Raw genomic sequence first — 14,384 nt, 5'->3', positions numbered from 1 at the left:
CTGCGCCTGCCCGCCACCACCGTCCCGGTGCCGCTGGCATCCGGGCCCGCCGCCGGCCCCCTGCCCAGCGGCCAGGCCGGCTCCTCCTTCGCGGCCCCCGGGCCGCCCGCTAGCCAGGAGGGGCTGGAGGACCAGGAGGTGGTGGTGTCCGGCCGGGCCCCACCCTGCTGCTGTTCCTGGCCGCCGTCCCCGCTCCGGTGCCCGCTGCCGTGCCTGCCCGCCGCCGGTCCGTTCCCAGGGCCGCCCTGGGGGCCGGCGCCCTTGGCCGTGGCCCAGCGCGGGGCGCTCCTCGCCCCGCGCTGGGCCTGCGCATTTCCCCTGGCGGCCCGCCTGTCGTACGAATTTCGGAACGGCCCGTATGTTCACTGCCTGCACTGGCCGGGATTCGGTCGCCGGACCGCTCGCCGGGACTGTCCGGCGCCCGGCTGCACATAGCTGCAGACGCCGGTGACTCCCGGAGCGCGTCCGGATCGCGCTTCCCTGCGTCTCGGGTTGTCAGCCGGTGTGGGGTTTGCGGGTGAAGGTTTTCAGGTGTGCGGTGCTGGCTTTTCCGGCCTGGTCTTCCCAGTCTTCTTTCTCGTTTTTGGCTGCTAAACCGGTGTACTCGACGGCGCGCTGTTCTCCCGGGGCCAGGTTTTTCCAGGCGTCTTTTCCTTCGGGGCTTTTCGTGGAGTCGATGGTGTGCTGTTTTCCGTCTTCGCCGGTGTAGGTGAACGTGAATGTGTAGTCGCAGGGAGCGGTGGTGTGGTTTTCGATGCTGAATTCGACGTCCATGGTGGATGATCCGTCTTGGCGGCTGCTGCCTATTCCGTTGAGATCGTCGCGTATCTGTGCGTCGGTGGCGCTGGTGCAGGGGGAGCTGCCGCCTGGTGCGGCGCTGCTGTCGGGGGTGGAGCCGCTGGAGCAGCTGGTGGTGAGGAGGACGGTCAGGAGAAGTGCGGCGCCGGCCGCTGTGGTGTGTCTGGGCATGGGGTGAGTGCAGTGGGTTGCTGACGGGGCGTCAAGGGAGCCCTTCTGCCTCGCTGCGCCGCGCGGTTCCTCGACCTCCTGGTCAGGGGTTCGCCCGTGTACTGGTCGTCGGATTCGTCCGTCCCGCCTGCCGCTCTTCCCCCTAGACAGTCGTTGACGCGAAGCCGTATCCCGCTGACACCACACCCGAACATCACACACGGAATCCGAGTGGCTGAACCGGAGCCGAGCCCTTAGCATCCCGACGCATGGCGATGTTCGTGCACCTGACGTCCACGGCGAACGCAGCGCGGATCCGGCGGGCCGGGATCCGGGCGGTGAGTCACGGCCAGGACGGCGCGCGGGGGGTGTACTGCTTCCCGGTGCTGCCGTCGTACATGCTCACCCACCAGTGGATGCGGGAGCTGGGCCGGTTCGACAGCCGGGGAGGGACGGTGGCCGTCCACGTCCGGCTGGACGACGCGCAGGCGGTGCTTCTCGGGCCGTACGGGGAGCGGAGGCGGCACGGTCAGCGGACCGTCACGGCGGCGGAGGCGGTGCGGCGGATCGCGGCGCTGGACGACCCGCGCGGGTGGGAGGTGTTCGTGCCCCGGGCGCTCCACGCGAGGGAGGTGCACCGGATCCGCGCCGCGCCGCAGGTGGTGGGCTGGCGGTACCACCCGGACGCGCACGGCACCCGCCCCTGCACCTGCTTCGGGTGCCGGGTGCGCGGCGAGTACGGCTCGCGGCGGCTGCGCGAGCGGCTTCCGCACCCGCTGGACGGCCCGGCGCCGCCGACCCGGGTGCTGCTCGCCAGGATCGCGGCCGCCGGGGACCCGGGCGACCCGGCCGCGGTGCGGGAGGCCCTGAACTGGTTCTGGATGCCCGGGCGCCGGCGGGGCCCGGTCGACGAACTCGCCCGCCTCGCCGCCCACCCCGACCCCGTCGTCCGGGAGATCCTGGTGCGGACGGTCGCCGGCTGGTCCACCCCCGGGGTCGACCGACTGCTGGACCGGCTCGCCGACGACCCGCACCCGGACGTCCGGGAGGCGGTGGGGGAGGCCCGGGAGGCCCGTGCGGCACTGTGAGGTGCGGACGGAAGGTCACCGATGGATGCGGCCACACGTCAGCGAGCCGTGCGGGCCAACGTCAGCATTCCAGCCCGGCTACATAGCCCCACCTGCCGCTCTTCCCCCTAGACAGTCGTTGACGCGAAGCCGCATCCCGCTGACACCACACCCGAACATCACACCGCCCGCCGAGGGTGTGGTGCTGCCCGCGTGCTGCCTCTTTCGGGGCCGGGGGTGGAGTTTCTGACAGCTCTTGCATCTCTGCCCTGCCTCACCCCTGGGGGAGTGCCGGTCCCTCTCGCGTCGCTGCTGCGCCGCAGGTCGGACTGCTGCCGGTGCGGTTCACCGGAGCGGCGTTGGTGCGGGCCCGGCGGCGGCCCGCCGACCCGGCCCGGGGGGCAGCGCCCTGCCGCAGCCTGTGCCGTACCCGCCCGGTGCTGTCGCCGCGCTGTGGTGGCCGCCGCCGCACCCTCGGGAACGGGCGCCGTGGCGGCCCGCCGTGCTCTCGGGAACGGGCGCCGTGGCCGCTGCGCCCCGTCAGGGGCCGGCCCCGGCCGCGCCGGGAGCCGGGCCGACGCGGGTGCCGGCGGTGCCCGGCGGGCGACGGCCACGGCCCCCCGGCGCCCGCCGCCGTCGCGGCCGATGCCGGGGCCGGCCCCCTGCCCGCCGGGCACCGCCGGCACCCGCCTCCGGCTCCCTCGCCCACCCTCCGGCACCGGCCGCCCGCTGCTCCCGGGCCCTGCGCCGCGCCCCGGCCGCAGCTGCCAGCCCCTCCCCCTGCTGCCGCTCCCGGCCCGCTGCGGAGCCCGCCAGGACGCCGTCCGGCTCCGCCCCCTCCCTGGAGGCCGCAGGCCGCCCGAGGGACCGCCCAGCGCCCGCTGCGCCCTCGCCAGGGGCCCGCAGGCCACCGCGCCCTGCCCCGCACCCCGCGCCCTCCCCCTGCCCCTCCCCCTGCCCCGCACCCCGCGCCCGCCACCCGCCACCCGCCCCGGCGGGGCCGTAGGCCCGCTGCTCCCCGGCCACCCGCCGTGGCGGCCGCAGGCCGCCACCCCCACCGCGGCCGCCAGGCCGCCCGTGCTGGAGGACTAGGAGGAGCCGCAGGACCAGGAGGTGGTGGTGCCCGTGCTGCGCCCCGCCCGTGCTGCGCCCCGCCCGTGCTGCGCCCCGCCCCGCTCTCCGGCCAGCCGGGCCGTGGGCCTCCGCTGCCGGATCGCAGCCCTGCTGCGCCCCGCCCCGCCCCGCCCCGCGCCAGGCACCTTCCCCCCTTTTCACGGTGGCGTGCCCGGTCCGCGTGCTGCGCCCGGCTCGGCCTGCTCGCCCACCGGCCTGCTCGCCCGCCGGTCCTGCCGGTCCTGCCGGGTCCGCTGGCCCGTCGGCGGTGCCCGCGCCCGCCTCCGCCGGGCCGCCAGGCCCGGTACCCCCGCCCCCGCTGTGCCGGCCGCAGGCCCGGCACCCCCACCCGCGGCCGCCAGGCCCCCCGTCAGGGCAGGGCGGGGGTGTCCGGCTGCGCCCCGCCCCGCAGGGCAGGCCCTGAGTCCGTGACGGCTCTTGTATCCGGGTACCGCCTCGGCCCCGTCCCGCCGGCCTTCCCCGCCCGGTCCGGCCGCTGCGCCCCGGACCGGGGGCTGTTGGCCGGCGCCGGTCCCCGGGTGCGGATCAGGGTGTGGATTCCGCGGGGCGGCGGGGTGGCGGGGTGGCGGGGCTTGCGCAGGGCAGGGCCGGGGGCGCAGCGTGTGTGGACATGGCTGTTCCGCGGCCGCGGGCAGGGGTGGCTGGCATCGATGGGGGGTGTTCCCGGGCCGGGCGAATCCCCGCCCGGTGTCCGAGAGGTGTGGTGTCGGCCGTCCGGGGGAGTGCTGCGGTGGTAGATCGGTGCAGCGAGATAGTGCGTAACGTAACGTTACGGCCGTTCGCCGCCGCTCCCAGAAGCCTGCTGCTGCGCCCCGATCAGGATCCGCCCGCAGCCCCGCCCAGCGCTCGGCCAGGCCGCAGCGCCTCTCCTGTCGCCCCTGCGGCTGTCCTTCCCGCACGGCCCCGTCAGGGCGCCGCCTTCCCGGGTCTGCTGCCCCGCACGGGGCCCGCCGGGCACCGCCCGCCCGCCCCGCCCTCCCTGCCCTCCCGGGGCACCGGCCGCCCCCACCCCCGCCCCCAGGCCGGGCCGGGCCGTCAGGCCACCGCCCACTGCCTCCACGGGGCCACCAGCCCCCGCCGTGCCGGCCGCAGGCCACCAGCCCCCGCTGTGCCGGGGCCGCAGGCCGATACCCCGCCCCCGCCAGGGGCGAGGCAGCGGTGTCAGGCTGCGCCCCGCCCCCGCCCCTCCCCTGGGAGCGTGGTGCCTGCCCCGCCTGCCCCGCCTGCTGCGCCCCGCGCCGGGGGCGGGAGTTCGTGACAGCTCTTGCATCCCTGTACCGTCCTCGCCCCGCCGACCGCTGTGCCCGTGATCGGAAGCCGCCCTGTTCCGCCCGCTGCGCCCCGGGCGGGGGCCGTCGGTGCCGGTTGCCGGGGGTGGATCAGGGGGCGGATGGCGCAGGGTGGGGCGGCGGGAGCGGTCGTTCTTGTGCGGGGCCGGGGCCGGGCGGGCCCCGATGCGGTGCACCGTGTGCACGGTGTCCTGAGTACCTGTGTCTGAACCCCCGTTTCGGGTAGCTTGGAGCTCTAGCCTGGGCTGGTGTCCGAGGACAGCGGGCCGGTTGGCGAGCGGTGGTGCGAGGGCTGTGGCGTACGGCTGAGGCCGGAGGCACCGCCGGGCACGCTGTACTGCTCGGCGGTGTGTCGTTCCAGGCAGTGGCGGGTGGGCCAGCGGCTGCGGAAGCGGGTGGCGGCCGAACTGAGCGGGGCCGGCCGGGTGGAGTGCCCGGAGTGCGACGCGTGGTGGGTGGCCGGGGTGGATCGGCGTTCGAACGCCCGGTACTGCTCGCGGCGGTGCGTGATGAGGGCCTGGCGGGCTCGGAGGGAATCGTTCGGCGAACGGTCACCGTGACCGTTGAGCGAACGGCGAGTGCGCCTCCAATCGGTCAAATCCGTTCATCCGCAGGCTTGTTGTTGTGATCGGCTCATCGGCGGCAGGACTCTCCTCGCGGAGGCAGGCCGGTCCAGACGCGGCCAACAGCTGTGCCCGGCCCGCGAGTTGGTGGTGTGATCCACATGGCTCAGGCAACCGAGAAGTTCGACAAGGTCGGCAGCGTCAGCGCCGGCCGCTACGAAGAGATCATCATCGAGCTGCGGAAGCTCGTGGAGACGTCCCGGCAGATCCAGTTCACGCTCGGCGACTACGCGCTGGAGATCGAGCCGATGCGCGAGCCGGGCGGTTCGGAGCCGGCGGACGAGCTGTTCACCGTTAAGGCGTCGCTGGCCAGGGTGGCCGATGACCTCGGACTGACGTACTCGCTGGTCAAGCGCGCGAGGTGGACCGCGTCTCGGTGGCCGCAGGAGCGCCGGCAGAGCGGGGTCTCCTTCACGGTCCACGAGATCCTGGCGAGCATCGCGGACGAGGCGGAGCGGTTCGAGGTGATCCTCGACCCGCCGAAGCCCCGCGGCAGGTGGACGCCGGACGAGGCCAAGCGCAAGCTCGGCCGGCAGGTCGAACGTCCGGTCTCGCCGGAGGAGAAGGTCCGCGCGATCCACACCCTGGCCGCGTCGGAGGAGGTCGCCGCGAAGGTGGCCGGCGACCTGCTGCGGCGGCCCGGGGTGATGGCGAACGTCGAGCCGAAGGACAAGGTGCGGGTGGTCGAGGAGCTGACCCGCGACGACCAGGTCGCCGCCGCGGTCGCCCCTTCCTTCCTGCGCAGGCCCGAGGTGGTCGCCCGGGTCGCCCCGGCCGACAAGGTGCGGGTGGTGGAGGAGCTGACCCGCGACGACCACGTCGCCGCGGAGGTGACCACCGGCCTCCTGCGGCGACCGGACGTCGCGGCCCGCGCGATGGCCGACGACACCGCCCGCCACCAGGTCAACCACGCCCAGGTCGAGCGCGGCCGCCAGGCCCGGGAGCACTTCGAGGAAACCAGCCCTCTCGCGCCGGTGATCCGGCAGATCGACCGGTCGGTGGAGTTCCTGGACCTGGTCACCGCCTGCCACGCGTTCGTCGCCGCGACCGGCCGGGTGGTCCCCGGGCTGCGGGACCGCCAGCTCGGCAGTGACGAGCAGGCCGTGATCCGGGAGAACTGCGCGCGCGTGCGGGCCACCCTCGACTGGATCGAGACCGCGGTCGACACCGGCAAGGTCGACATGGACGGGGAGCTGGCCCGTCTGCTCCAGGGCGAGTAGGCGATGCCACGCGCCTCCGAGCGCAGGTCGGCGGCCGCCGAGCGGCATGCCGACACCGTCCGCAAGGTGCTGTTCGAGGCCCGCCCCGCCGGGCTGACCTTCGACCAGTTGGGCCGGGCCTCGGTGCTGAGCAAGAGCCAGGTCAGGTCCGGGCTGGCCTGCCTGCGCGACACCATCGCCGAGCGCGGCTGGCCGCCGCTGATCTGGAGTCGGGCGGACGGCTACAGGTTCTGCTCGGACCCGGCCGAGCTCCAGGCCTACGAGGTCGCGGTGATCCGCGAGAAGCTCACCGAGATCCGCCGGTTCATCACCGGCGTCGTCGCCCCGCACGCCGCCCTGCAGCCCAAGGGCCGCTGGATCAAGCACCTGAACACCCAGCTCAGCTCGGTGGAGTCCACGCTCGACGTGATCGCTGACTACATCGAGGCCTGACCCTCACCGATCCTCCGGGCCCGGCCGCCGGCGGCGGCCGGGCCCGCCGAGTGCCTGTCTGCGAACCCGGAAGGGGTGTCCGTGACGCGCCGCCGCTGCTATCCCTCGGACACCTTCGACGACGAGTGGGCGCTGATCGAGCCGTTGCTGCCCACGCCGGCCTGCGAGACGAGGACGGGCGGGCGCCCGGAGAAGCACCCGCGGCGCGAGATCGTGGACGCCATCCGCTACGTCGTGGACGCCGGCTGCAAGTGGCGCGCGCTGCCCAAGGACTTCCCACCCTGGCGGACCTGCTATGGGTTCATGGCCCGCTGGGCGGCGGCCGGGGTGATCGGGCAGATCCGTGACCAGCTCCGCGCCCGGGTCCGCCGGGAGATGGGGCGGGCGCCGGGCGCGGTCGCCACGATCATCGACTCGCAGTCGGTGAAGGCCGCCGAGACCGTCGGCAAGGACTCCCGCGGCTACGACGCGGCGAAAAAGATCAACGGGCGCAAGCGGCACCTGGTCGTGGACACCAAGGGCCTGCCGCTGTTCGTCATGGTCACCCCGGCCGACATCACCGACCGCGACGCGGCAAAGGAAGTGCTGTTCCGGCTGCGGCTGATGCACCCGGAGATCACCATCGTCTGGGCAGACTCCGCCTACGCCGGCCAGCTCGTGACCTGGGCGAAGAAGTACCTGAACCTCACGGTCAAAACGGTCAGCCGGCCCAAGGACGCGAAGGGGTTCGTCGTCCTGCCCCGGCGCTGGGTGGTCGAACGCTCGCACGCCTGGGTCATGCATGCCCGCCGACACGCCCGCGACTACGAACGGCTCGTTCAGCACTCGGAGTCGCTGATCACCTGGGCCGCGATCACCCTGATGACCAGGCGCATCACCCAGCGGCAGTCCCGGAGGTCAGGTCAGCCGGCCTCCCGCGAAGCCCAGCGGGACTGATCGTTCTCGGGGCCGGTCCGCCGACCCAGCCCCGCACCGGCCGGAGGAACCGGCCGCCTCTGACACGGCCCCCGACGCCCGTCAGGCCGTTCACCACGGTCGGGCACGACCGGAATCAGGCCTGCCCATCGTCCGGGCCGTCGTCCTCCTCGCCCACCCGCGAGCGCCAGTCCGTGGCGGCCATCGCCTGCCACCGCACGCCGATCTCGATCTGGGCCACAGATACTCACGCCCGGGCCATGCACGCCCGCCGACACGCCCGCGACTACGAACGCCTCATCCAGCACTCCGAAGCACTGATCACCTCGGCCGCAATCACGCTCATGACCAGGCGCATCACACAACGGCAGTCCCGCAGGGCTAGCCAGCCGCATCCCGCGAAGCCGGGACTGATCGCTCTCGGAGCTCTCCCGACGGCCGGGGCCCGGACCCGCCGGGAGCCCGGCTCGTCCACGTTCGTACGGCCCCACCCCGCTTGTCAGGGGATTCGCCCGCGCCGCCACCCTCGTCTGGCCGATGATGTGATCCAAGCTCAGTATGCCGTGACTACGAATGCCGGCCCCGGGCATCAGGGGCACTGGAGGCGAAGTTGTCCTCGATCCACTGGGCATCCGTCAGGTAGCGGCGGTCGTGGCCCTCCGCCACGTGTCGGCTGAACGCCGGATGACCCTCAGCAGCATGCTGGTGCATCCAAGCGACAAGCGCTCTCAACCGCTTCGCCGCCGTGGAAGGCAGCTGGGCCCGCTCCTCCTGGGACAGACCGTACGAGTCGGCGAACAGGACAAGGCGGCGCTCTGCCTCCGGAATCGGCAAGGTGTGTTCCACCTCGTCCGGGGCGTACAACGGGACGAAGCGATAAGCGGTATAGGCGGCGTCCCACAGTCGGGGGCCGGGGTGGGCCGTGTCGAAGTCGATGAAGGCAACAGGCAGCTGCTCTCGGAAGACCGTGTTGTACGTCGCCGCATCACCGTGGCAGATCACCTCCGCCGGCTCGCGTTGGGGAAGCTGCCAGACATCGCCGCGCTCCCGAGCGAACCCGGCGGAGGCGTCATGGAAGTCACGCAGCAGGCGTCCTGCGGCGACCAGCGAAGCATCGCTCCGCACCTCGGGTGCAGCAAAATCGTGCCCTACCTTTCCAGGAAGGTACTCGACCAATTCCTCGGCACCGTCGTCGCTGAGCCCGTACGGGCGAGGCGCGCCAGTGAATCCCGCTTCGCGCAGATGCGCGAGCAGGCGTTGGATGGTGACACTCCAGGGGCTGGCCGGGCGCCGGACCAGGTTGCCTTCCCGGACGACTCGATTCACGCCGCCAACGAGCACTTCTCGATCTTCCACGAAGCAAGGTTAGCCACGCGGGGACGCCGTCGGCAGCCGAGTTTCTGCGATCGTCCACACGGCACCGCACTCGTAGACGGACCGGCAGCCTCTTCACTGGACCTGTTCGATTTCACCCTGGGTTTCTTGTCGTCCAAGGGATTAGACACAGGTACTGACAGCCGGCCCCGCGCCCCGGGCGAGCTCCCGGTTGCCCGCGATCGGCCCGGCGCCGTGCGGAGCGCCCCGCCGCCCGCCGCCGAACCCCGAGCCCGAGCCGCCACCCGGCCTCTGCCGCCACCCATCCCTCCGGCCCCCCGCCCCGCACGGGGCCCGCCAGGGCACCGCACCGTCCCCCGGGGAGTCCCAGCAGACCGCCCCCGGGGACAGAACCCGGCTGCGCCCCGGTTGCGCCCCGTCCCCGTGGTGCCCCGGTGCGAATCTGCGGTTTGTTGTCACTGGGGGAGCGGTGGGTGTCATCGGCTCCCTGCTGCCGCGGCGTGTGGGAGCGGGGGCGCCGGGTGTCACGGGAATGCGGATGCGTGGTGACATCCGGAGACGCTGCCCGGTGACATCCTGATGCAGATCCCTATGCAGATCGCCGGCTCGGCCCGTGTGGCTGGGTTGGCAGGGTTCCCGGGTCGCGAGGTTTCTCCGCGAATGCGCAACGGTCCCCGGTCTGACGTGGCCGGTGCAGGCGCCTCGTCCCTGCAAGGCAGGTAACAGACCTGTGCGCCTAGCGATCCGGCCGGTCCACGTTCGGCGGCACGCCGGTGCTGTGCCGGTGGCTGTTCGCGGTCGCGGCTGGCCTCGTGGTTCCCGGAGCCCTGGGTGGGTGGCCGGGTCAGTGGCCGGCCAGGTGGTGGGACGTGGAGTGGACTTCCTTGAGCTGGGCGGTGGTGAGGCGTCGGGCTTCCCAGATGACGGCGGCCACGTCGGCGGCCCGTGGGTGGAGCGGTGGCAGGTCGTCCGGGAGACGGATGCCGCCGAGCGCCGCCAGGTCGGGGGCGGGAATGCCGAGCAGGCCCGCGAAGCCGGCGACCAGTTCGGGGGTCACTTCGACGGTGCCGCGGCCGATCCCGCCGATGGTGGATGTCGCCAGGTAGATCCGCCCGTCGGTCACCGCGTACAGGGCCTTGGCCGTGCACGTCCAGTTGAGGTTCCGGTTGTGCGTGAGTTCCAGGAGCACCGCGCCGAAGCCCGGATCGTACCGGTGGTACGGCCGGCCGGTTCCGCCCCGTCCCTCCCGTCGTACAAGGGGCTGTGCCCGGATCGCATCCAGCAGCGGGCGCCGGTTCTCGGCGGGCATGACCATCGTGTTGTAGACGACGGGGCTGACCGACCAGTGCAGATTGCGGGTGACTGGTGTCAGGTCATCGGGTACCGACTGCCCTGCCAGGACGAAGAGGTCGACGGTGCGCAGGCTGAGCACCGGTCCGAGGCTCCTGAGCAGCCCTCCGGTCGGCGGCCGTCCGTCGAGCACGGCCTGCAGCTCCTCCAGGTCGGTACCGGCTGCTGTCGAGAGCACGGAGGCGTCCAGCGTTCGATGCCTCATCAGGCGCGCCAGCAGCGCGCCGAACTCCAGCACTCCTGTCATTCCGTCACCCTATCGACCTGCAGAGGCCATCTGGGGCCCGCCCGGTGGCCTGTGTTGCACCGGCGTCCGGCGCCGGCCGGGTCCGGACACCCGGGCCGTCCCGCTGTGTCCTGCCCCGGGCCGCTGTCCTGGTCGGCCCCCGGCTCGCCCCGGTCAGTGTGCCGGGCCGGTGTCCTTGGGGAGTACGGACACCACGAGGGCGACGGCTTCCTCAGGGCTCGCGGTGTCTATGACGACGTCCCCCTTGTCTCGTACGACGTATCGCCCGTCAGGGAGCGGATCGATCGAATACCCGACCCGGGCATACGGGAAATCGGCGCGTGTGGAGAACCAGAGCATGAAGTGGCTGGTGACCGGCGTCAGCCGACGCAGTTCCGGTCGGGCATGAGCCGCCTCCAAGAGCGCGAGGCTGCGGGGGCTGCGGTCCCACGGCGACAGGCGGAGGGAGTCGAGCCTGTGACACCAGGCCAGTTCGACTGGGTCGAGCGGCTCGCGCTCGTGGGCGACGGCCCAGTTCCCGAACTGGATGAACGGGGCGACCGCCTGGGTCTGTTCGAGGTCCGCGCCGCCCATCCAGGCGGCCGCGCACCGGACCACGGCGATCAGCTCCGTGGTCACTCCGGCGGCGAGCCAAGCGCCTTGCTTGTGGCAGCGCACCCAGTAGCCACGCTCATCGCGGAGGAAGAGCACGACCACGCGCCGACCGTCGTTGCTGAACTCCGCCTTACGCTCCCACTTGTCCTCCGGCATGGGGAGGGAGAGGCCGAGCTGGGCGGCTGTGCGGCACAGAATGTCCGCGAGGCTGCCGTCGGTCTCCGGCCGGAGGTGGGGCACGGGGTCGGGGACAAGGTTCGCCGAGGAGGAGGTCATGGCCCCAGTCTGCCGGTGAACAGCCCTACCGACCCGGGTGCCGAGTGCCCAGGAGGCGACCAGCCCGATCAAGCACCCACTTGCCTTGCCCGCCAGCAGCCAGAGGTCCGTGCCGTCCATACCGACGCAGGCGAGCACACCCCGAGCGGCTTGGTCCAGTTGCTTCCCGCCGACCCGCAGGAACGGCCCGCTGCTGTCTCGGAACGGTGCGTGTACCGCACAACCCACCCTGGTGTCAGCGGAATGCCGATTGCGGTGTCACGCCTACGCAGACTCCGGCTTCCTGGATACAAGGCGCCCGCGCCGGAGGGGCACGGGTTCTCACAGCGGCCGGGGGAGTGGGGGCGGTGTTCATGCGGGAGGAGGACGGAGCAGCCGGCGCTGGGCGGGTGGTGCCGGTTGCGCTCGCGCGGCAGCAGGCGGTGGACCGACTGCTGGCCCTGGATACGAGGGGCGAGTTGACAACCGGTCACGTACGGCTTGTTGCGGAATCCGTGGGGGTGTCGCTGCGCACCGTCTGGCGTTGGCTGGCCGCGGCGCGTACCGAAGGAAGGACCGGTACGAAGGGGCGGGAGCGTTTCACGATCACCCCCGGGCTGCACGCCCGGCTCATCCTGTGGTGCGGGAACGCAGCCGCCGTGCACCGCGAGCTCCTCGCCGAGGCCCGCGTTGCGGCTGCGACCGCGGGCGACCAGGAGGAGACGACCGCACTGGATGCGGTGCCGTCGTTGGCGTCGTTGCACCGGGCGATCCGCCGGGACCTGAACCCGGGCCAGCGCGCGGCCCTGGCCGGTGGGGAGCGGGCCCGGCGCGCCCACGACGTGCACCTGCGCCGGCCCCGCCAGTGGCGCAATGCCTGCTGGGAAGGCGACCACAAGCACGTCCCCGTCGAGGTCGACCTGAACGGCGAGCTGGTCTGCCCGTGGGTGACCTGGTTCATCGACTGCGCCCACGACGCCGTCACCGGCGTCGCGATCACTCCGCACACCCCGTCCCGGGACGCGATCCTGGCGGCGCTGCGCACCGCGATCGCCCGTGACGAGCCGGACGGCCCCTACGGGCCGGTCGGCGGCCTTCCGTCGCTGGTGCGTATCGACCGCGGTAAGGACTTCCTTTCCCGCACGGTTGCCTCCGCGCTCGGCGCGTTCGCCGTCCCCGTGCACGACCTGCCCGCCTACACCCCGCACCTGAAGGGCACGGTGGAGAACCTCAACCGGTGCGCGGAGCGGATGCTCTTCGCCTCGCTGCCCCGCTACACCCACGCCCCCACCGCCTCGCTGCGCCGCCGTGATCGTGCCAAGGACGACACGGCGCCGCTGACGTTCTCCGCGTTCGTTCGACTGCTGCTGGACTGGGTGCGCTGGTGGAACACCGAGCACACCTCACCGGCCCTGGCCGGCCGCACCCCTGTACAGGCGTGGCTGGAGGACCCCACGCCGATCGAGGACCCGAAGCCGGGGCAGCTGTGGGCGTTCACGCTGGAGGACGACGGCCGAGCCCGCACGCTCACCACCAGCGGCGTGTACTGGCGGGGCCGGTACTACGTCGGCGACTGGATGCAGGGCCTGGCCGACGACGGGATCAAGGTCCGGGTCCGGTATCTGCCTCACCACGCCCACGAGGTCGAGATCGTCGACGCCGTCACCGGCACCCACCTCGGTGCCGCCCACCTGTCCGACGCCGCCACCGACGAGCAGCGCGCCGCCGTGCGCCGCACCAGATCGGCAGAGCAGCGAAGGCTGAAGAAGGCGCTGGCCGCCGCCGAACGACTGCGCACCGAGCGGTTCGCGGCCGTCACCACTGCCCGAACCCCCGAACCGCTCCAGGCACTGACAGCGGCGGAAGCGGTGGAGGAACTGGCGACGGCCGACGGCCGGGACCTGCGGGCCCTGGCCCTGCCCGGCCTGATCCCGCACGCCCCGCTGCCCGACGGCTGGGTCCTGCCCCGCCCCAGGACCCCCGCCAGGCCCAAGCCCTGCCCCCGGCCCGGGTCCGCAGACGGTGGCCGGGCGGATCCCGTGCCGCCGTCCTGAAGCAGGAACACCAGCAACCCGGCGCGCACCTGTCCTGCCCCGTCACCGACCGGACCGGCGCACGAATGGAACACCGGAAGGCGGGCCGCGAAGGCCCTCCTAGGTAGCTCCGGCGCCCGCGCCGTCATGGGTTCGTGCGGGGCCTCCCAAGCCCCGTCCACCGGACCGTCCAGCAGGCCGCGCTCCCTGCCCGCCCCTTCCCTTCTTGCCCCGCACCCACCCAAGGAGCTTGCACGTGTCCACCGTGCCCGCCGTCCGTCCCGGCATGCTGCCCCCCGAGCGCACCGACCACTACCTGAACCTCGCCGACGCCCGTGTCGTGGCCACCGAGGCGCTGCGCACCGCCCGGGACAACATCGCCGCCACCCTCGAAGCGAGGGCGATGATGTGCATCTCCGGCGCCGCGGGCAACGGCAAGTCCCTGTCCGTGAACGCCTCGCTGCGCCTGCTCGCGCCGCACAACACCTACCGGATCGCGTTCCGGGCCCGCCCGACCCCGCGCGACATCCGCCACGAACTGTTCCGGGCCCTGGGCCTGCCCGGGGAGCCGCCGGCGCGGCCGATCGAGTTCGACGCCGTCCTCAAGGACGCCCTGGCCCGCACCTTCCACGTCCTGGTCTGCGACGAGGCCCAGTGGATGTCCCGCGAGTGCTTCGAGTACTGGCGCTACCTGTGGGACGACCCCTCAACCGACATCGCCGTCGTCTTCGCCGGCGGCGACGGCTGCGCGAAGGTCCTGCGCCGGGAGCCGATGCTCGCCTCCCGCGTCTACATCTGGCAGCACGCCGTCCCGCTCACCCTGCCGGAGGTCCTCGCGACGATCCCTGCCTTCCACCCGCTGTGGGAGGGCGTCGACCCCGATCTGATCGCCCTGGTCGACAAGCAGGCCGCCCACGGCAACTTCCGCGCCTGGGCCCGCAT

The 14,384-nt window shown here is 73.0% G+C and carries 10 protein-coding genes and 1 pseudogene; 7 read left to right on the top strand and 4 right to left on the bottom strand.

The window, feature by feature from the left end:
- Positions 1-495: 495 nt before the first annotated feature.
- Positions 496-969: a hypothetical protein gene (locus ACIGZJ_RS17055; protein WP_396457939.1), complete on the bottom strand. Its 474-nt coding sequence runs from the start codon at positions 967-969 to the stop codon at positions 496-498.
- Between the two features lie 248 nt (positions 970-1,217).
- Here ACIGZJ_RS17055 and ACIGZJ_RS17050 point away from each other — a divergent pair, with 248 nt between their 5' ends.
- The 5 genes and pseudogenes from ACIGZJ_RS17050 to ACIGZJ_RS17030 form a co-directional block, all read left to right on the top strand.
- Positions 1,218-2,036 carry a HEAT repeat domain-containing protein gene (locus ACIGZJ_RS17050; protein WP_396457938.1) on the top strand — a complete coding sequence of 273 codons (819 nt, stop codon included), beginning with the start codon at positions 1,218-1,220 and terminating at the stop codon, positions 2,034-2,036.
- A 3,126-nt stretch (positions 2,037-5,162) separates the two neighbouring features.
- The gene (locus ACIGZJ_RS17045) at positions 5,163-6,281 is read left to right on the top strand and encodes a DUF6192 family protein (protein ID WP_396457936.1); all 1,119 of its coding nucleotides are present in this window, start codon (positions 5,163-5,165) and stop codon (positions 6,279-6,281) included.
- Between the two features lie 3 nt (positions 6,282-6,284).
- Positions 6,285-6,713 carry a RacP protein gene (locus ACIGZJ_RS17040; RefSeq protein ID WP_396457935.1) on the top strand — a complete coding sequence of 143 codons (429 nt, stop codon included), beginning with the start codon at positions 6,285-6,287 and terminating at the stop codon, positions 6,711-6,713.
- An 81-nt stretch (positions 6,714-6,794) separates the two neighbouring features.
- Positions 6,795-7,649: an IS5 family transposase gene (locus tag ACIGZJ_RS17035; RefSeq protein WP_396457934.1), complete on the top strand. Its 855-nt coding sequence runs from the start codon at positions 6,795-6,797 to the stop codon at positions 7,647-7,649.
- A 239-nt stretch (positions 7,650-7,888) separates the two neighbouring features.
- Positions 7,889-7,990 (top strand): annotated as a pseudogene (locus ACIGZJ_RS17030) (IS5/IS1182 family transposase); the annotation flags it as partial.
- Positions 7,991-8,195: 205 nt separating this feature from the next.
- Here ACIGZJ_RS17030 and ACIGZJ_RS17025 read toward each other — a convergent pair.
- The 3 genes from ACIGZJ_RS17025 to ACIGZJ_RS17015 all read right to left on the bottom strand — a co-directional run bounded on the left by ACIGZJ_RS17025 (position 8,196) and on the right by ACIGZJ_RS17015 (position 11,430).
- A complete protein-coding gene (locus ACIGZJ_RS17025; RefSeq protein ID WP_396457933.1) occupies positions 8,196-8,984 on the bottom strand; it encodes a phosphotransferase enzyme family protein in 789 nt (262 codons plus the stop codon).
- Between the two features lie 823 nt (positions 8,985-9,807).
- The gene (locus ACIGZJ_RS17020) at positions 9,808-10,560 is read right to left on the bottom strand and encodes a hypothetical protein (RefSeq protein WP_396457932.1); all 753 of its coding nucleotides are present in this window, start codon (positions 10,558-10,560) and stop codon (positions 9,808-9,810) included.
- Between the two features lie 153 nt (positions 10,561-10,713).
- Entirely contained in the window at positions 10,714-11,430 is a 717-nt protein-coding gene (locus ACIGZJ_RS17015) for a DUF6193 family natural product biosynthesis protein (protein WP_396457931.1), read from the bottom strand.
- Between the two features lie 422 nt (positions 11,431-11,852).
- On the opposite strand from ACIGZJ_RS17015, the gene ACIGZJ_RS17010 reads away from it, so the two are divergent.
- A complete protein-coding gene (locus ACIGZJ_RS17010; protein WP_396458177.1) occupies positions 11,853-13,463 on the top strand; it encodes a Mu transposase C-terminal domain-containing protein in 1,611 nt (536 codons plus the stop codon).
- Positions 13,464-13,698: 235 nt separating this feature from the next.
- On the top strand, positions 13,699-14,384 hold a 686-nt coding region (locus tag ACIGZJ_RS17005; RefSeq protein ID WP_396457930.1), incomplete at its 3' end, for an ATP-binding protein.

Origin of the sequence: Kitasatospora sp. NPDC052868, from assembly GCF_044547105.1 — a bacterium.
In the GTDB taxonomy this organism is placed as follows: domain Bacteria; phylum Actinomycetota; class Actinomycetes; order Streptomycetales; family Streptomycetaceae; genus Kitasatospora.
This window is presented reverse-complemented; position numbering and strand designations above follow the sequence as displayed.